The organism is Cytobacillus praedii, assembly GCF_001439605.1.
Classification (GTDB): domain Bacteria; phylum Bacillota; class Bacilli; order Bacillales; family Cytobacillaceae; genus Cytobacillus; species Cytobacillus praedii.
The window spans coordinates 92,865-110,963 of the sequence record NZ_LMBX01000010.1 but is presented as its reverse complement, the minus strand read 5'-3'; the positions used below and the strand labels follow the sequence as shown (position 1 = coordinate 110,963).

Here is an 18,099-nt window from a genome sequence, read left to right as displayed (position 1 = left end):
CTTATTTTTTTGATCAAGAATAGCTTTGAATGATAGATTGAATTTTTTGCTGCATATGTGGAATATCGCCCTGGTTCACTGTAAAACGAAGATTGGATTCATCCATATTTAACGCTTCTGAGAATAAACTGCTTAATCCTCGCACTTTTCGATCTACCTGCATTAAAATTTCAATATCATAGGCAGAAACAGGGAAAAAAGTTATTTCTACTTCATCTAATCTCCCACGGAATGGACCTGAGACTGGAACGAATTCAAATTCTTGGATGAACGGAAGTCTTCTGCGCAAACGATGTGGTGCTTGTTCACAATCAGCTTCCCTTAATCTGAAACCTAATCCATTAATTGCTTTCAGCACGGAATCCATTATTTGATTAGGTACAACTTGGAGATAATCTTTATCAGTTGGATCCACCGCATTCTTTATATCTAAGCCTGTCGCAATCCATACCTTCGTCTTTCCAATTGATAAAGGTGTGTCAGGAGCAAGAATGAATGAGAATGGAATGACTTTTCTCTCGTTTGCCATAAGCACAAACGATTCAGTTAAACGGAATCGATCAATTTGAGCAGGAACTGTATATTTCTTATCATCTGCTTCCTTAATATACGTCGTGTTTAAAGTTAAATAAATATCATCAATTCTTTGTTCTACATTCCCCCCCTGAATTTCAACGACTCCTCGAATTTCTCCGCCTGGTACAACCGTATCGCTATCAAGCTTTGTATCTACCTTTGCCGAACCGATTCCAACACTTGCTAACATCTTATTAAAAAATGACATTTTCATACTCCTCCTAGTGATCACTTTTTATCCTTATATGAATTATACGACTGTTTTCTCTTTATGGTTTCAAAAATTAGTTTATTTTTTCATAAAAGCAAAAAATGACGAGATGCCCCCGCCATTTCGTTTCTTTTATTCTTCTTCTATTTCTTCATCAATAATGCATTTTTGTAATAAGTAGTCAAAAGTAATATCAGCAAGCTCTTCTATTTCTCCTTCAGCAGGCACATAACCTCTTTTAGTCAGCTCATGAAAGAAAAATTCTGCTATTTCTTCCGTGTCAATAAATACTTCAATTTCCCTCACAGCATCGCCCCCTTTGTAGAGAATGTATGATGTCCTTTCCATTTTCATGCAAATCATCTCTTGAAAAAAGAATTCTTTAACTTCCAACTTAAAAATATCTGATTTTCTGACATGTTCTATAAGGTCAAGCATACATTTTATCATAAGAAAAATTTTAGATAATGGAGGAAGAAAATGACTAGTCTTTCTAAAGCAATAACAGAAGTAAAGGAAGATTTAAATAAAGAAGAGAGTAAGATTCTTGTGGTGTTTAGCCGATTTTTAAGTGGCATATTTAAATTATCTTTAGGGATTGGTATCCCTTTACTAGTCTATTTAATTATGGAGTTTAGTGTCCTCCGTTAAACAGTACTTTTCCCATCATTATTGACAATTAATTTCAGCTTTCTAACAATTACACGCATGATATGCAAATATTCATCATCCTGAAACATTTCATATAAGATTCTGTAATCATTATAAATATCTAACAATCCATCTATTAGAATTCTTTTTTCTTTGATATTGGCAAGCAATTCCCTTTCTGCTTTACGAAAAGTGTTTCCTTGCTTATCTTTTATTTCGGGAAGTTTTTCTTTTTTGTTCATTAAATATAGAAGGCCTAACTTTTTTATAAAGATATCCGCACTTTCTGCATCGGCAACAAGTGTTAATTCATCTTCCCCAGCTTCAAGCCATTCCCCATCACTAATTCTCGAAAGCTCATAAATAATATCTTCCCAGGCGTCCTCTTTATAACGCCATATTTCCGTTCGAAACCCCATTATCTTGAATAAATCAGAACCATACCCCTTTACTTGAACTAAATCACCGAAAAAATATTTATATTCTATATCAATATGTTCCTTTTCCAGTACTTCCCCTTCATAATCCGATAATAATTGAAGACTGGATTCCATATAAAGACCTTCACTTTTGTTCACTTCGTAAACATACATTCCATCAAGCCACTTTACATCCGTGATTTTCCCTACTGTGCCATACATAGTGATCACGACTGTATCACCGATATTGAATTTTGATTTTTTTCGATCACCCATTTCCTCCATCCTCTCAAGTATTCAGTCGTGAGTAACTCTTTCCTGTAGTATATGCATGAAACCGAAAAATCGCTCCGGCAAAGGGGAAGTTTGGACCGTATAGAAACGAAAACACCTCATTCATTGAATGAAGTGTTTTGCGATCACTTTTCCTTAAGATTCACTATTTAAATATAAATCCCACGCCTCATCAAATATAGTCATGTTCTCTATATAAGACCCATTTAACTCCAGGTATAAGCTTACCTCATGATAATCTGATGATGTCTTCGGAAAGCTATGATCTTTATATGCATGATTAGCAAATTTACTAATAGAGTCTTTTGGATTGGGATGTCGGTATTTCATTAAATAATGGTAGAAGGTTTTTGCCATTTTATCACCTGCCTTTTGTAAAATTCGGGTTTGCTGAATAAATCTAACCATATTATATCGATTACTATAAACGAAAATGTACCTTTCCGTCTATACGAAAAAGCAACCCCGCTTTGGATTGCTTTTTTATTGAATCTTCTATTTAATTTCTATTGCCAGCGATCAGCTTTTCCTAAATCCCAATGACTCTTAATATAAGATATAAAATTTTGGGCAGGAAAAGCATGTTAAGAAATATTATAGTTCCATCCAATTAAATTTTTAATACTGTCCATTTCCTCTTCAAAATCATTTTTTACTCTTTTACCCTTGTTTTTAAACGTTAGATACCGAAGATTGCATTACTTTCCAATTCAATTACACCTTTTTTCCCCATCTTAAACACCAAGCTCTTGCTGCAAAATTACATCGCTAAGTGCATTAATTGCTTCTTTTTCATCTGAACCAGTTGCACTGATCTTAATTACTGAATTCAGCGGAATTGATAAAGACATTACCCCAATAATCGATTTCAAGTTTGCTTTTCTATTATTAAACATAATATCTAGATCACAATTATATTGGTTTGCAACCTGTACTAATAAAGATGCTGGGCGCGCATGAATACCAGCAGAATCGATCACTCTGTAATCTTTTTCTACCATCTAAACCATCCTTCCTTTTTATAAATCAATTAAGAATATTTAGTTCAAATTTATCCACACACTTTTCACTTCGGTATAATTGTCTAATGCATAGGAACCCATCTCACGCCCAAAACCTGATTCTTTAAACCCGCCAAAAGGGGATGCCGGGTCTGTCACGTTATAGCAATTCACCCACACCGAACCAGCTTTTAATCGACTAGCTAAGTAATGAGCATTTTTCACATTTTCCGTCCATAGACCAGCAGCAAGACCAAATGATGAATTATTTGCACGACTAATCATTTCATCTAGGCTATTAAAAGGCATCGCCACCACTACAGGTCCAAAGATTTCTTCTCTTGCAATTGACATCGTCTCATTAACACTTGCAAATACTGTTGGCTCTACAAAATATCCTTTTGAAGTGTGTCCGCCGCCACATAACATTTCTGCACCTTCGTTTTTACCTTTATCAATATAGTCGACAACACGGTTTTGCTGCTCTTTAGAAACCAGTGGTCCCATCTCTGTGTCTGGAGATAATCCACTTCCAAGCCTGACATTTTTAGCGTAAGATACCAAGTCAGCAACAACATGATCAAAATGATTTTTTTGAATATACACTCTCGATCCAGCACTGCAGACTTCTCCTTGATTCGCCATGATCCCAGTAAAGACCCCTGGAATTGCTTTCGTTAAATCAGCATCTTGTAAAATAATGTTTGGAGATTTACCTCCTAACTCCAATGTAACACGTTTCAAAGTGTTTGCAGCTTCTTTCATAATTTGCTTGCCGACTATTGTTGAACCTGTAAAAGCGATTTTATTCACATGTGAATGTCTGACAAGTGCATCTCCTGCAATCTCTCCAAAACCGGGAACAATATTGATTACACCATCTGGAAAACCTGCTTCAGCTACTAGCTCTGCAAGATACAGTGCGGATAATGGAGTCTGTTCAGCAGGCTTTAGTATAACTGTACAGCCTGTAGCTAGTGCCGGTGCTACTTTCCATGCCGCCATCATCAATGGGAAGTTCCAAGGGATTATTTGCCCAACTACACCCACAGGTTCATGGCGAGTATAGTTAAAATAAGGCCCTGAAACGGGAATTGTTTGCCCAACAATTTTCGTAGCCCATCCTGCATAATATTCAAATTGGCCTATTGCATTTGGAATATCATTTTCAAGCAAATCACGTAAAGGCTTTCCATTATCAAGTGAGTCTATTTCAGCTAATTCTTGTTTGTTTTTTTCTATTAAATCTGCAAGTCTATACATTAGTTTTCCCCGTTCAGCTGCACTCATCCGAGACCAAGGACCTTCTTCAAAAGCATTTTTAGCTGCATGTACCGCTTTATCAACATCTTCCGTTTGAGCCTCGCTCACATCCGCCAAAACCTCTCCATTACAAGGATTATACGTTTTAAATGTCTTTCCACTTTCAGATTCTATGAAACTTCCATTAATAAATAGTTTCTTTGTCCCTTTTAAGAACTCTGTTACTTTTGTTGAAACTTGATAGGATTGGTTCATATTTGCTGCCTCCATCTCCGTTAGATCATTGTGTATATTTAAATAAAAATCGAATATTCTGTTATTTTAAAAGAAATATTTATTTGTTAAATTAAAGGTTTTAAATACATTGCAATTCCTTAATTGCTGATTTCATCTCATTATTAAACACATAAGAGCCAGCAACTGCAATATCTGCTCCAGCTGCTTTACATAACCGACAAGTCTTGGGATTGATGCCGCCATCAACTTCAATCAGAAAACTCAACTCTTTTTCCATACGCCACTTTGCTACTTGTTCAATTTTCTCTAGGGCAAGACGACGAAATGCTTGCCCGCCGAATCCTTCATCACAAGTGAGAAATAGAACAATATCGAGTAAGTCTAAAGAATGCTGAATTGAATCAACTGATGTTTCAAGTTTTAATGCAACCCCCGCCTTTGCACCAAAACTTTTAATTTTCAGCAAAGTTTTTCTCAATGCCTTTGTACTTTCTGGATGAATGATAATGATATCTGCCTTTGTTTCTAAATAGCAATCAAGTAAACGTTCAGGTTTTTCTATCATCAAATGAACATCTAATGGTAATGATGTTAGTTTACGAATAGCTTTCACAGTGGATGAGCCCCAAGTTACATTGGAAACAAAAACACCGTCCATAATATCAATATGGATAAAGTCTGCACCAGCTGCTTCTAATTGCAGAATATCTCTTTCTAGATTAAGTAAATCAGCACTTAAAATCGAAGTTGAAACTAGCATGGAATCCACTCTCTTTCTCTATTACTTGGCAGGTTTTGGATTCGTCACTTTCTTAACATATAGTCCGACTGGAATTGTTATGACAATCAACACAATTAGGCCAATTATTCCAAACCCGCCTATTTGAGCAATCATATAATCAAATACATTTCCATTCCAAAGTGCCGTCGTTTGACCTTTTATCGTGGTAGCTCCACTATTTGCAGCCAGTTTACTAAAATATGGTGCGAACCAGCTAGCAATATAAAGAACTCCAATCATGTTTATAATCCCACTTATGATAGTCTTCAAAATATTTCCATTATGAATAATCGTTGCCATGCAGGTAAAAAAAGCTACAAAGGCTAAATCACCTAAAGGTAAGACCTGATTTCCTGGTAAAATAACTGCCAATACTAACGTAATTGGAATTAACATAGTTCCAACGATTTGTGTAGTTGGCAAACCTAACGTTATCGCAGAGTCCAATCCAATAAAAACTTCCTTTCCTTTAAATCTCTTATTAAAGAAGCTTTTCGCTGCCTCAGAAATCGGAAGCAAGCCTTCTACAATTATTTTTACCATTCTTGGAAAAAGCACCATTATAGCCACTACACTCATTAGCAGATTTGTACCTTCTACAAAATTGTAACCTGCTAACAGAGCTAAAATTATGCCAAGAACTGCACCTATTATGACTGGATCACCAAACATACCGATTTTTCCTTGTAAATAAGAAATATCAAGTTTGGAATTACGTAAAAAAGGGATACGATTATATATTTTATCTAGTATCATAAAAAGAGGGACAGTACTAGCAGCATATCCTTGTGGGATGGATATACCTTCTACTCCTAGAGATTCTTGTACTTTTTTTGCCGAATAATCAGCTGATAATAATGACCAAGTCGCTTGGATTAAGCTAGCCCCAATTCCTAGTACAATGCTACCTGTCATTAAATGAACAACTGCTCCAGTAAACGCATAATGAGAATAGTTAAAAATATCAATGTTCATCGTTTTCGTAAATCCGACTAGTAACAAAAGAATATTAAGAAGGAATACCGCCGGAATAATTAGAGCACCAACCAATGTGGAAAACGCAACTCCAGCTGCAGCACCGGATCCAATATCAATAACTGTGAGATTAAAGGAAAATCGTTCAACAATTTGATTTACTGCTGGTTCTAATCGGTCAGAGATTAATGAAATCGCCAATCCTAAACCAATAAAGCCAATCCCAACCATTATCCCGCTTCTAATTGAGCGTAATATCCCTTGCCCTAAAATCAAACCGATAATTATCAATACGATAGGTACAAAAACAGCTGAACCAAGAGATAAAAAATAGTCAATCATGCTCATATGAATCCTCCTTAATTTAATAGAATTTGCTTTATTTGTTCTTTTAGCACATCTTCATTTAACCCTATTAAAAACGGAGTGCCGACAACGATTGGTGTCTTATATTTTGATTGATCTAATTTCATCGAAGTAATAAATAAATCTGCTTCCCCATCATAAAAATCTAATTCATAAATTTGCGACTGGGTAATTGAACAACTCACTCCAAGTTCTTTAACAAACTCTTCTACTTTCTGTAAAATCATAGTGGAAGTAGCAAGCCCAGCTCCGCAAGCAACAACAATTCTCTTTTTCATATCTCCTTCTCCTTTTTATTAAAATAATCTTGCATAAGAATTGTTAATTCAACATGTGAAGATGCCTGCCTAATTTCTTGAATAATATCCTCATTTTGTAATAAACGGCTAACCCTTTGTAAAACCTCTAAGTGCTTATGGCTATCTTTTAATATAAGACCAATAATAAAATCCACTTCCAATGGTTTTAATGTTTCAATATTTTTAAACGTTATCGGTTTTTCAAGCTTAATAATGACAAGCTTTTCTGTTTTTGAATATTCGACATCTGTATGCACAAGCGCTACATTCAAATTCTGCAATTGTAAACCAGTAGGAAAGTTATGTTCGCGTATTTTAATTGCTTCCCTAAACTGTTCAGTGACATAATTTTTCTCTTCTAATTCATCAGCTATAAAATCAAAGAGCTGGCTCTGAGTTTCGAATCGCTGATTATAGAAAACTAAGTTCTCTTCCACATACATGCTGCTTCCTCCAATATTCGAGAGAGATTTATTGAATTTTATCTTTACATAGTAAAATTGCTATTAAATCCTCAGGTATAGTCATGGCCTTAAACGACTGACCACTTTCAAGTCGATCTGAATTAATAATTATTTTATATAGATGGGTTAGTAAACAACGAACTTGATTAAGATCTTCCTCAGCTACTGCAAGTAAAATAACAAATGACACGTAAGTTTCATTATTCCAGTTAATCGGCTGCTTCGTCGTCATTATGGAAATCTTTGTCTCATTTGCCATCGTTGACATTGCATGAGGAATGGCTGCCCATCCTTGAACAATCGTATTTCCTAATCTTTCTCGTTCATACACCGACTGTTTAAATGAGGATTTCACTATTTGATCTTCTTCAAGCCTTTGAATCATTTTGTTTAAACAGTCTTCTTTCGACTTTACCTCTTCATTAATGAACATATAGCGACTATTAATATATTTGGAGATTAGATGAGGAGTTAATACAACATCTTCTTGTTTTCTATTTTTTGAGGAATATTTTAAATAATAAGCATAAATCTTTTTCAAGTCAGAATCCCTCACTAAAGGTGAGACATATACAACCGGACATGTTTGTTCTTCCAGTTGAACAGATGAAATAATAAAATCAACCTTAGATAAGTCTTCGCTTTTTAGAAGAGGTTTTGCGATTAGTCTAAATTGAATATTAGATGGCAATAAATTTTTTATGCGGTGAATAATTAAGTCTGAGGTTACAAGACCAGATTGACAAACAACTAATATTTGCGACATTTGATTTTTCCGTTCAATTGCGACTTGAAAATGAATCGTAATAAAAGCGACGTCATCATCTGTTAATTTGATATCATATTTCTTTTCAAGTTTTTCCATCGAATACCAAATAATTCGAAAAAGCACACCATAATTATTCTTTATTTCATTCAGCAACGGATTATATACGTTAATAGCTGATTTTAATCGATAGATCATTGGAAAAACATGATAGATGAGAGAATCAAATAACCGATCATCTTCTTTTAAGTCAATTTCAATTGCTCTACTTACACCTCTAATCATGTCCTTGATATCTTCTGAAATTAACTTTTCAACTTGCTTATTATTAATTTTCACTTGAATCCGATGGGCAAATAATTGATTACTGAGAAAGTGATGCTCCAGTTCAGTAAATTCAAATTGCAGTTCAGAAGAGATTTTACTGCACATTTCAATTGCTAATGGATAGTTTGTTAAATATTCTGCACCCTCCAACTGTATTTCAGGAAGTTTGGTTAAATGAAAACCACGGTAAGAGCGCTCGGTTAATATCAATATAGAAATAAATAGAGACTTTATATATTGTTCTGAAATACTATTCTCCATCACAGATAGAAATTCAATAACCGCGTCATATACAGCTTTTATGATCTTTTTATCAAACAGAGGTTCAAGAATATGTGCAAATGTTGATAGGGAATTATTATTCAGCTCTTTCTCAATCAAATAGTAAGCAAATCGTTTAATGGTCCTTTGGATGGCAATCTCATTACCATTTACCCTAGTACCTTTTGCATTCGAAACAAGCTGCAGCTCCTCATCCATAAAACTGCGAATGCGGTTGATGTCTTTAATTATTGAACTCGAACTGATGTACAGATCCAATGAGAGAGATTGGTAAGTTACAGTTTGACTATTAATTAACAGCCACTTAGCGATTAGAATTTGTCGTTCCAAAGATGAAAGAGCATCCCGTTCCTTAGCCTTATGATTCGTAATTACTTTTTGAATAAATCCGTTAGATGAGGAGGTATCCCCAATCAGCTTAATTCCTTGATTCTGCTTTTTATCTATAACTAGATTATATTTCTTACAAAATATCTCTAATTTATCCAAATCATTAAAAATAGTTCTCTCTGAAACATTCAAATAATCTGCATACTGTTTCGCCGGTAAATACTCTTCTGTTTTTGAAAGAAAATCGAGTAATTTTGCTTGACGCGATGTAATATCAAACAATATTGACACATCCTTGTATCATAAAAGTCTTCGATTTCAACTTTCTGAATTACTTTGTGATTTTGAAGTCAAATTTTCCGAACGATCCGAACATAAACTTACTCTCCAATGATTTTTATATGGCAAGTTCGATCTCTAGGTCGAATTTGATCCCAATCGATAAAATAGATGTAGCCTACAAGACCTAATTGCAATTCCCCATTCTCAATAATAAATGTTTCACTTGTTCCTAATAATGTGCTCTTTAAATGTGCATCAGTATTTAACATCGTATAAGCTTCTGGACTAATCTTTCCTTTAAAGTCTTCTAATCCAACTTGAATGTGTTTCGGACCTGGATGAAAGTATTGCCCTTCTGTTGTGCATCTTGGTATGAACTTTTCTAAAAGATTGTTTAAATCTACTTGCAAATATTCATAGCCATAAAAATTTTGATCATAAGAGAATTCTTCAAAAATAATGGAACAGGTTGTGTGAGGAGATGCGACAACACAAATTCCATCTTTGATGCTACTTTTTCCAACCATATCTCGTACTTGTTGAGTTATTTCATGATAAGTAACCCGCCCTCCATATGAAGAAAGCGTCAGTTTTCCTGAATAAACCACATTTAATCACTTCCTTTTTTCTTGAAAGCTAGCAACTGCCTGGATCATTTTTTCCATCATTTCTTTTGGTTTATTTGCTTTCACAATTCCACTTGTCACACCTACCCCATCAGCCCCTAGCTCCAGGAATTCTGTTACATCATTTTCAGAACGGATTCCAGCTCCTTGTTCGACTAATATATCCGGATTCACTTTTTTAATTTTTTCAATTGTTGATGTTACATAGAGCCGATCACTTTTTTGATTATGACCTATGAGTTCTGTTGGTTCTGCCAAGATAACATTTGGGCCCAGCATGGCGATTGCTTGTGCTTCAGGTACCGAATCTGCACAAACTATTGTTAGTAATCCTACTTCTTTTGCTCGTTCAATTGCTTTTGCAATGGCCGTTAAGGTCATAGGATGGTCAGCGTGATTTAATACTACAGCTTGTACTCCTACATATACTAATGAATGCGCTGAAATATGTCCCATAGAATCACCAGGTAAGATACTGTCCATATGTTGAGCAGTAACAATAAGGTTCGGACACTCCCTTACGATGTTTCCTAATTCGGGATGCGGAGCAGTAAAAAGGAGAGTTACATGATATTGTTTTGCTAAACTGTTCGCATATCTTGCCAAATCTAGCAACTCATTCCCAATTAAGAAAGTCTTCGGATTAATAACAAAAAAAGGTGCTTGTATGTTCTCGTTATTCACCGTCTGGAACTACCTCCTTTTTCGATTAGATGCGGATTGTTTGCGTATTAAATACTGAATAGTAATGTGCAAGACATGCTTCTATACCGGAGCGTAACTGTTGTTGAATATCAAAGTAGTTTTGATCACACTTTAAATCACGAACAGCTGCATTCATTAAATCAGTAAACACATTTATTTTTACAATATTGCTTAAAGCACATCGACGAAGATTCGAATCCCCAGATGAAGATCCACCGTGTAATACAAGCGGAATAGGGACTATTTGAGAAATTTCATGGAGTCTTTCGAAATTAATTTTTGGTGTTCCTGCATAATTACCATGAGCCGTCCCAATTGAAATTGCTAATGAATCTACTAAAGTTTTTTTATAAAACTCCCTTGCATCATTTACAGTTGTTAATAGTGACTCCGTCTGCTCTAAATTTTCATAGTTTTCTCCAGAACCAACGTGACCAATCTCCGCTTCCACAACAACTCCTTTTTGCCGGGCATATGCAATAATCTCTTTTGTCTTCGCAATATTATCTTCTAGCGTATCTTTTGATGCATCGAACATGACAGAAGTAAATCCCAAATCTACCGCTTGTTTTACAAATTCGATTTCCTGACCATGATCTAAATGAAGAACAATTGGAACTTTCGCTTTATCTGCATAAAATTTTCCGAGTAAAGCAGCTTCTTCTAAACACATAACCTCATGATGTGCTTGAGCAAATGAAACAATGAGTGGGAACTCCTTATTTTCTGCAACCGATATATATGCACGCAATGTGTTCTGATCAACGAAATTTGTAGCGGGAATGGCAAAACGTTTATTTAAAGCAATTTCAAATAACTTTTTTGAAGTAACTAGCATCGCTATTTATTCACCCCCTTTTTCATGTTGTAACGCTTATAACTAGCATACTTTGTAAGCGTTTTCTTTGCATTCTGTTCTAATTCAACATTATTGATGAAAAAAGAAATGATTTCTGCATTTTCCCTGTTATCTGACAATATAAAACGAATATTGCCAGTTTATGCCGCCACTGCCCTACCATTTGTCCTGTCTTTAAGGATACGCATATAGGAACATTTATGTTTAATATGATTTGTCATTTTATAATCATAGAAAAAAGCAACCCAGATTTGGATTGCTTTTTCATTGAATCTTCTATTTTATTTCTATTGCCAGCGATCAGCTTTTGCTAATTCCGTAATCGCCCAAATGATATTAAACATTAATAATGAAATGGAAATGGGAACAGCAAGCAGCCAATTTTTCCCGAGTTTTTCTTTTATTACACCTGTAAAATAGCCGCAGAAAAACAATACAAACATCCCAGCAGCAAGCATAATCATTAAAACAATTTTCATTCCAAATCCCCCAAATTCAAATTCTGAAAAAAGAATATTCCTAACATGCTATCAATGAATGGAATTGGTACTAAAATTTATTATAAAGGGAGAAGGATTGGATTTTTCAGGAAAAATCGAATAAATTGTGAAATATGTCCTTGACTAGTTTAAGACGTGAAATCAAAATAGTTTCTTTTTAGCAGCCTAGGCTGAGCCATTAAGTTCGTAAAGCTTGTTTCCGGTCCGATTTCCTTCGTATTAATTAAAAATAATTGATCTTCAATTTCTCTTATTAGTAAATCCGATTGATAAATCATTTGACAATCATGACAAATGGTAGATGGGACATCACTTATTTTAATTGCTCTCGTGCCGTCAGGAAGCTCCCAATAAACATTATCTGTTCCCTTAGTAATATTCCTACTCTCACACCATGCACATTGATCACTCATGTTTATTGCCCCCTACTCGCTCGTAACAGCTTTTTCTTCTTGATCGTGTTTTTTATCCTTTTGCTGCTGTGCGATGAATTTCTTTTCTTTTAGTTCATCACGTTTTTCACGTTTATTTTTTAATGTTGCATGTGTTGGGTCATGCTCATATTGCTCTCTTCGATTAAGTCGTGCCAAGTCTTCAGGCACAAGATTGAATTTTTCATCATTCATTAAAGCTGCAATGCCGACATTAGATTTCTTCTCATCCATATCAGGGTATACTTCCTTGAAATACCCTTCAGCTCTTCCTGGAATATAGTTTTCTGGCTCCGGATAGGTGGTAATGACCCCTTCAAAGTTTCGCAGAACCACTTTATTAGCACTTTGGGAGATCAAATAATTTGGCTGAAGCGAAATTTTCCCTCCTCCTCCAGGAGCATCTACAACAAATGTCGGCACCGCATATCCTGATGTATGCCCACGGAGTCCTTCAATAATTTCCAGCCCTTTTGACACAGGAGCACGGAAATGGCCAATCCCTTCAGATAGATCACATTGGTAAATATAATACGGGCGCACTCTAATTTTCACTAGGTCATGCATGAGCCTTTTCATAATTGGAACACTGTCATTAATGCCCGCAAGGATGACTGACTGGTTTCCAACTGGAACGCCCGCATTTGCCAGCATCTCACATGCTTTTTTCGATTCCTCGGTAATTTCAATCGAAGTGTTGAAATGTGTGTTCAGCCAAATGGGATGATATTTTTTTAAAATACTGCAAAGGTTATCCGTAATTCTTTGCGGAAATACAACTGGTGCTCTCGTTCCAATGCGAATAATTTCAACATGATCGATTTCTCTTAGATTTTTTAGGATATATTCTAATATATTGTCATTGATTAATAGACCATCTCCGCCGGAAATGAGTACATCTCTAACTTCAGGAGTATTTCTAATATAATCGATTGCTCCATCAAGCTGCTTCTTTGGAACCCCCATGCCAATCTGGCCAGAAAATCTTCTTCTCGTACAATAACGGCAGTACATGGAGCATTGGTTAGTAACAAGAAATAACACGCGGTCTGGGTAACGATGAGTAAGTCCAGGAACAGGCGAATCTTCGTCTTCATGAAGCGGATCTTCGAGATCATATTTTGTCTTATATATTTCTTTTGAAATAGGGACTGACTGCATTCTGATCGGACATCGCGGATCATCTGGATTCATAAGTGAAGCATAATACGGAGTAATATTTAATGGAATTGTTTTCGTGGATATCCGCACACCTTCCTCTTCTTCAGGTGTAAGATTAATCACTTTCTTTAAATCATCAATAGTACGAATGGTATTCGTCAGCTGCCATAGCCAATCATTCCATTGTTCTTCAGTCACATCTTTCCATAATTCAATATCGTTCCAATAACGGCTAGGCTTGTATAAGAATGATTTCATCTAAATTCCTCCTATAAATTCTCTTTATATCTACCATGCAATTTCCGTGCCAATATTCAGAATAATCATTATAAAGTATGCTTCAGCCGTTCTATGTGATAGTTATAAAATTTTTTCACCACCATTTATTTTATTAAAGATCAAGGAAAAAATAGGAAAGAGTGCCGATTTATCGGCACTCTTTCCTTAGTACAGCGTTATAGATATTCTTTTATAGCTTAAACAAAGATGCCAGAAAATTGTCATTACCCTGCCGGTTATTAAGCGCAGTAATATTTACACCTTTTCTTCTATCGAACCCTCTAGCTGTAAATAGGCTTCTTTCAGCTGCTGAAGCTCATCTTCAGTTGCTTCCCAATAGCCTCGTGTCTGACTTTCTAGCAATCTTTCCATCATGCTATGGAGTGCAAAGCGATTATTCCTCATTAGCTCTTCTCTACGTTTCTCATCGGCAATATATGTAGAATTCAACTCACTAAAAATCCAGCTATCCACCTTATTCGTTGTCGCAGCTAATCCAATCAGGTTTTCAAATCTTTCGAGGATTTGTTGAGTACCGTGCTGTTCATGGGCAAGTAAACCATCAATCCATTTCGGATTTAATACTCTTGTTCGTACACCCCGCTCAATGGATTTTTTCACATCTTCAGTTTGGACCAATTCTCCTGTTGTATCAGAAATATAGACTGGTGTCTTCCTTCCTCTTTCAACCTCAATCGCCTTTGAAAAACCGCCAAAATATTCATAGTAATGGTCAAGATCAACTACTTCAAGCTCTAAATTACTTCTAATTTGTGACACTAGATCAACTGCTTGCAGATGAAGCTTTAACAGTTGTGAGGATGGTTTGCCGCGAGAGCCAATTCCATATACATATTGAACGTCTTCTACATAGCCTTTAGCCAAATCCGCTTCCTCTTGCCAATTTCTTTCCCCAATAAGGCTTGTTACCCTGGTACTATAAGCCCCTTCGGATGGGCCAAATATTCTAGCAACTGCCAAATGAAAAACTTCCTTTTCTTCATAACCTTGATTACTTAACTGTTCAAATATCCGATTCGTATTTGCTTTTAAATAATTATCATTTTCAGATTCATCTAATCTAGCTATCTTTAAAAATAAGTCGCTTAAGTCCTCTATTACATTTGGGAAAATGTCTCGGAAAAAGCCAGTCATATGAATGACAACATCTATTCTTGGTCTTCCAAGCTCCTTAATCGGAATAATTTCATAGTTTGGTTTAAAGCTTCCCTTTGATGGCTGTACACGGACACCTAAATAGTGCAAAATTTGCCCAATGGTTTCACCTTGTGTGCGGGAGGTTTCAAATCCCCAGAGAACAATTCCTGTTGAAGCTGGATAGTTGCCGAATTCCTCGTAATATTGAGCGATTGTATTTTCTGCAATGATTTTCCCTCTTTCAGCAGCTGTTTTTTCAGGGATTAGACGTGGATCGAATTGGTATAGATTATGCCCAGATGGAAGAATCTCTGGATTTTTCACGATATCCCCGGCTAATTTTACTGGAAGGTATCGCCCTGATAATGCTTGAAGCAAACCTTTCTCCTCATATGTTTTCATACTATTCACATAGGCATGAAAACCAAATTTCAGTGATTCATAGCAGTTTTTGCGGGATTCCTCCGATGCAAGTAAACAATTATCAAAATAGCATGTTTCAATAAATTGATTAACAATTTGGTTCTCCACTTCATCTAGCTGTTCCATTTCTTCTTGCAAACAATCCTCTAGTATCTTGCTGTAATCCTTTCCATTATCCTCTGAAATAATTCTTTTGATTGATTTTAACGATCCACGGTCATACCGAAGAACATGCTTCATATAATTTCTTGCCTCTTCATCATTATAGCCTTTGCCAAAGATATGCAGCCCTTTAGGGATGAGCGATCGTTTCATGTGATATAATTCGATTTCAATATCATGAATAGTAGTTGCTGTGAAATGAAGAGCATGAATTTTCTTCATAATTTCCGTATTTAAGTTGGCACATCGCTTCGGGTCCAGCTTTTCTGCTTCAGAATAGTTAGCTAGAAGCTCCTCAAGCTCTACATATTCCCCATATAAATCACTAGTCACAAAGGGGGGAGTTTGATAGCTTACTAAGACAGCATGTGTACGCCGTTTAGCAATCATTGCCTCTGATGGATTTCCAATATAATAGATGTATACATGAGGGACATCCCCAATTAACTCATCAGGAACACAATCACCGGATACGGCAACTTCCTTTCCCTTTAAGAATTCAAGTGTACCGTGCGTTCCAACATGGACCATAGCATCTGCCTGAAAGACATCCTTTAACCAGCAATAGAAAGCAGCATATTGATGATGGGGATTTAATGACTTGTCATGATACGTATTTGCTAGTTTGTCATCAGAACTTCTAGCAGGTTGTAATCCTATAAATACATTGCCTAGTATCATGCCAGGTATAAGAAAATCTGATCCGTCTGCCATGATCGTCCCCGGAGTATGTCCCCAGTCATGGGTCAGCTCTTTATAAATTTTCTTCTCTCCCATATAGCTTTCATATGCAGCTGATTGATATCGCAGGAAACCACTGAAAGTTTTCTCTGATCCCCATTTCCCTGAATTGACTAGCTTTCCAGCAGAGAATTGATCCATCAGCTGTTCTTTCGTTACTTCCGGTACTGAATATCCTTCTGTTCGCAATAATTTTAGGATATTTATGACAGAAGCAAATGTATCAATATAGGAAGCAGAAAATAGACTGTCCTCACCTGGAGGATAATTATAGCAAATAATCGCAACCTTTTTGTCCCGATTTTCTTTCTTCTGTAACGCTAAAGTTTTCTCCACCCGCTTTAAAAGACTCTGGACTCGTTCTTCAATTAAGACAAGTTCTTGACGATTAAATTCAAAGGTTTGATCATCATTCACATCCTCAAGTGCCCCAACCGGAAATGTTCCAATAGAGCCATCTAATTCGGGCAGCATGACAGATGTTAAATATTCAGATGAATCTATTCCTTGAATGGATTTCTTCCATTTTTCAACTGTTCTTCTTGTGATAAAAAATGGGTGAAAAATCGGCACATCTAACTCCTCTAAAAAAGGGACAACCTCATTCGAATTCCCTCCCATAGGACCAGCACCAATACGAAATGGCACAAAATTCAGCAGTACATTCACCTTAGTGCTTTCATTGACTAGCAAATTCCGAAAACGATTAACATCAATACTAGCTACACCAGGTGCTAGAATCGGGATGATATTTGCCATTGGCTTAATTCTCTCAATAATTTGCTGAACACATTTCACATTGCTCGCACGAAAATGATAGCCTAAAAACAAAACACCTATAAACGGTTTTTCTTGATCAAATGGAAATTCTTTTTCATATTCAATTAATGAATCATATACCTTTTTTCGTTTATCATCATAAATATAAAGGTCATCTTTAATAAGTGGTTTATACGGAATTGGTAAATAATGTATATCCACTTCTCCATATTCTCTAGCAAGAAATATAATCAGCTGATTTACATATTCCTCATTTGCATACATCCAATATTCTACAATCGTCGCAAGCTGAAGAAAATTGGCCCTCTTTTCTTCAGGCAACTTTGAAGTGTATTCATTTATCTTATCCTCATTATCTAAGACAAATAAAGATGCTGGCTTTCCATTGCTGACAAGTACCTGGAACACGTCCTCACCAGTTAAATCTCCTAATTTAAATTGACTTTTCATCAGTTCATCCTGAATCGAGAAGTATATCTTTTCTGCATCAGGACGTGCATATTGCAGATATTCAGCAATAACCGCTACCCACTCTTCTGGACAGAGTCGTAAATCAACAATAATCAAGTCAGATTTCTTAATTGCCTCTATTAATATACGACTTTTCTCATGATTTTCAACAGAGCCTTTTGCATCGAATAAACTCATTGTTAAAACGTTCGGATAGTTCGTATTAAATTTTCGATAGGCTGTTGCAGAATCTGCCAATATAGCAGTTGCCGATGTGATGAAAGTAATATGCATCATTCT

General features: G+C 35.8%; 19 protein-coding genes. 1 reads left to right on the top strand and 18 read right to left on the bottom strand.

The window, feature by feature from the left end:
• Positions 1-13: 13 nt before the first annotated feature.
• On the bottom strand, positions 14-784 hold the full coding sequence (locus ASU02_RS12705; protein WP_057764112.1) for a sporulation protein: 771 nt from the start codon (positions 782-784) through the stop codon (positions 14-16).
• Positions 785-919: 135 nt separating this feature from the next.
• A complete protein-coding gene (locus tag ASU02_RS25855; RefSeq protein ID WP_082631785.1) occupies positions 920-1,093 on the bottom strand; it encodes a YozD family protein in 174 nt (57 codons plus the stop codon).
• A 174-nt stretch (positions 1,094-1,267) separates the two neighbouring features.
• Between ASU02_RS25855 and ASU02_RS26415 the strand changes: the two genes are divergently transcribed.
• Positions 1,268-1,438, top strand: a complete 171-nt coding sequence (locus tag ASU02_RS26415) for a hypothetical protein (RefSeq protein ID WP_157684512.1) — start codon at positions 1,268-1,270, stop codon at positions 1,436-1,438.
• Here the strand turns inward: ASU02_RS26415 and ASU02_RS12695 are convergent.
• The 16 genes from ASU02_RS12695 to ASU02_RS12620 form a co-directional block, all read right to left on the bottom strand.
• Positions 1,435-2,133 carry a hypothetical protein gene (locus ASU02_RS12695; protein ID WP_057764108.1) on the bottom strand — a complete coding sequence of 233 codons (699 nt, stop codon included), beginning with the start codon at positions 2,131-2,133 and terminating at the stop codon, positions 1,435-1,437. The two genes, ASU02_RS26415 and ASU02_RS12695, sit on opposite strands and share 4 nt — an antisense overlap.
• Positions 2,134-2,286: 153 nt before the next feature.
• Entirely contained in the window at positions 2,287-2,508 is a 222-nt protein-coding gene (locus ASU02_RS12690) for a YozE family protein (RefSeq protein ID WP_057764106.1), read from the bottom strand.
• Positions 2,509-2,885: 377 nt separating this feature from the next.
• Entirely contained in the window at positions 2,886-3,152 is a 267-nt protein-coding gene (locus ASU02_RS12685; RefSeq protein ID WP_057764104.1) for an HPr family phosphocarrier protein, read from the bottom strand.
• Positions 3,153-3,191: 39 nt separating this feature from the next.
• The gene (locus tag ASU02_RS12680) at positions 3,192-4,670 is read right to left on the bottom strand and encodes an aldehyde dehydrogenase family protein (RefSeq protein ID WP_057764102.1); all 1,479 of its coding nucleotides are present in this window, start codon (positions 4,668-4,670) and stop codon (positions 3,192-3,194) included.
• A 100-nt stretch (positions 4,671-4,770) separates the two neighbouring features.
• A complete protein-coding gene (rpe, locus tag ASU02_RS12675; RefSeq protein ID WP_057764099.1) occupies positions 4,771-5,412 on the bottom strand; it encodes a ribulose-phosphate 3-epimerase in 642 nt (213 codons plus the stop codon).
• A 21-nt stretch (positions 5,413-5,433) separates the two neighbouring features.
• Positions 5,434-6,756, bottom strand: coding sequence for a PTS galactitol transporter subunit IIC (locus ASU02_RS12670; protein WP_095396713.1), 1,323 nt, complete (start codon positions 6,754-6,756; stop codon positions 5,434-5,436).
• Positions 6,757-6,767: 11 nt separating this feature from the next.
• Positions 6,768-7,052: a PTS sugar transporter subunit IIB gene (locus tag ASU02_RS12665; RefSeq protein WP_057764097.1), complete on the bottom strand. Its 285-nt coding sequence runs from the start codon at positions 7,050-7,052 to the stop codon at positions 6,768-6,770.
• Complete coding sequence (locus ASU02_RS12660) at positions 7,049-7,516, bottom strand: PTS sugar transporter subunit IIA (RefSeq protein ID WP_057764095.1); 468 nt, start codon at positions 7,514-7,516, stop codon at positions 7,049-7,051. Before ASU02_RS12660 ends, ASU02_RS12665 begins: the two co-directional genes overlap by 4 nt.
• Before the next feature lie 28 nt (positions 7,517-7,544).
• Positions 7,545-9,524: a BglG family transcription antiterminator gene (locus ASU02_RS12655; RefSeq protein ID WP_057764094.1), complete on the bottom strand. Its 1,980-nt coding sequence runs from the start codon at positions 9,522-9,524 to the stop codon at positions 7,545-7,547.
• Positions 9,525-9,622: 98 nt separating this feature from the next.
• Positions 9,623-10,132 carry a YjbQ family protein gene (locus tag ASU02_RS12650; RefSeq protein ID WP_057764092.1) on the bottom strand — a complete coding sequence of 170 codons (510 nt, stop codon included), beginning with the start codon at positions 10,130-10,132 and terminating at the stop codon, positions 9,623-9,625.
• Between the two features lie 6 nt (positions 10,133-10,138).
• Complete coding sequence (locus tag ASU02_RS12645) at positions 10,139-10,834, bottom strand: triose-phosphate isomerase (RefSeq protein ID WP_057764090.1); 696 nt, start codon at positions 10,832-10,834, stop codon at positions 10,139-10,141.
• A gap of 25 nt (positions 10,835-10,859) precedes the next feature.
• A complete protein-coding gene (locus tag ASU02_RS12640; protein WP_057764088.1) occupies positions 10,860-11,693 on the bottom strand; it encodes a class II fructose-bisphosphate aldolase in 834 nt (277 codons plus the stop codon).
• Positions 11,694-12,001: 308 nt separating this feature from the next.
• Positions 12,002-12,193 carry a hypothetical protein gene (locus ASU02_RS12635; protein WP_053476659.1) on the bottom strand — a complete coding sequence of 64 codons (192 nt, stop codon included), beginning with the start codon at positions 12,191-12,193 and terminating at the stop codon, positions 12,002-12,004.
• 149 nt (positions 12,194-12,342) lie between these two features.
• Positions 12,343-12,627 carry a YokU family protein gene (locus ASU02_RS12630; RefSeq protein WP_057764087.1) on the bottom strand — a complete coding sequence of 95 codons (285 nt, stop codon included), beginning with the start codon at positions 12,625-12,627 and terminating at the stop codon, positions 12,343-12,345.
• A gap of 12 nt (positions 12,628-12,639) precedes the next feature.
• Positions 12,640-14,064 carry a lysine 2,3-aminomutase gene (gene kamA, locus ASU02_RS12625; RefSeq protein ID WP_057764085.1) on the bottom strand — a complete coding sequence of 475 codons (1,425 nt, stop codon included), beginning with the start codon at positions 14,062-14,064 and terminating at the stop codon, positions 12,640-12,642.
• 276 nt (positions 14,065-14,340) lie between these two features.
• Complete coding sequence (locus ASU02_RS12620) at positions 14,341-18,093, bottom strand: cobaltochelatase subunit CobN (protein ID WP_057764083.1); 3,753 nt, start codon at positions 18,091-18,093, stop codon at positions 14,341-14,343.
• Positions 18,094-18,099 lie beyond the last annotated feature (6 nt).

Bases quoted from the DNA above. Each gene is read 5' to 3' on its own strand.
- ASU02_RS12705 (WP_057764112.1), bottom strand. From the start codon at position 784: ATGTCATTTTTTAATAAGATGTTAGCAAGTGTTGGAATCGGTTCGGCA.
- ASU02_RS26415 (WP_157684512.1), top strand. From the start codon at position 1,268: ATGACTAGTCTTTCTAAAGCAATAACAGAAGTAAAGGAAGATTTAAAT.
- ASU02_RS12695 (WP_057764108.1), bottom strand. From the start codon at position 2,133: ATGGGTGATCGAAAAAAATCAAAATTCAATATCGGTGATACAGTCGTG.
- ASU02_RS12690 (WP_057764106.1), bottom strand. From the start codon at position 2,508: ATGGCAAAAACCTTCTACCATTATTTAATGAAATACCGACATCCCAAT.
- ASU02_RS12685 (WP_057764104.1), bottom strand. From the start codon at position 3,152: ATGGTAGAAAAAGATTACAGAGTGATCGATTCTGCTGGTATTCATGCG.
- ASU02_RS12680 (WP_057764102.1), bottom strand. From the start codon at position 4,670: ATGAACCAATCCTATCAAGTTTCAACAAAAGTAACAGAGTTCTTAAAA.
- rpe (WP_057764099.1), bottom strand. From the start codon at position 5,412: ATGCTAGTTTCAACTTCGATTTTAAGTGCTGATTTACTTAATCTAGAA.
- ASU02_RS12670 (WP_095396713.1), bottom strand. From the start codon at position 6,756: ATGAGCATGATTGACTATTTTTTATCTCTTGGTTCAGCTGTTTTTGTA.
- ASU02_RS12665 (WP_057764097.1), bottom strand. From the start codon at position 7,052: ATGAAAAAGAGAATTGTTGTTGCTTGCGGAGCTGGGCTTGCTACTTCC.
- ASU02_RS12660 (WP_057764095.1), bottom strand. From the start codon at position 7,516: ATGTATGTGGAAGAGAACTTAGTTTTCTATAATCAGCGATTCGAAACT.
- ASU02_RS12640 (WP_057764088.1), bottom strand. From the start codon at position 11,693: ATGCTAGTTACTTCAAAAAAGTTATTTGAAATTGCTTTAAATAAACGT.
- ASU02_RS12635 (WP_053476659.1), bottom strand. From the start codon at position 12,193: ATGAAAATTGTTTTAATGATTATGCTTGCTGCTGGGATGTTTGTATTG.
- ASU02_RS12630 (WP_057764087.1), bottom strand. From the start codon at position 12,627: ATGAGTGATCAATGTGCATGGTGTGAGAGTAGGAATATTACTAAGGGA.
- kamA (WP_057764085.1), bottom strand. From the start codon at position 14,064: ATGAAATCATTCTTATACAAGCCTAGCCGTTATTGGAACGATATTGAA.
- ASU02_RS12620 (WP_057764083.1), bottom strand. From the start codon at position 18,093: ATGCATATTACTTTCATCACATCGGCAACTGCTATATTGGCAGATTCT.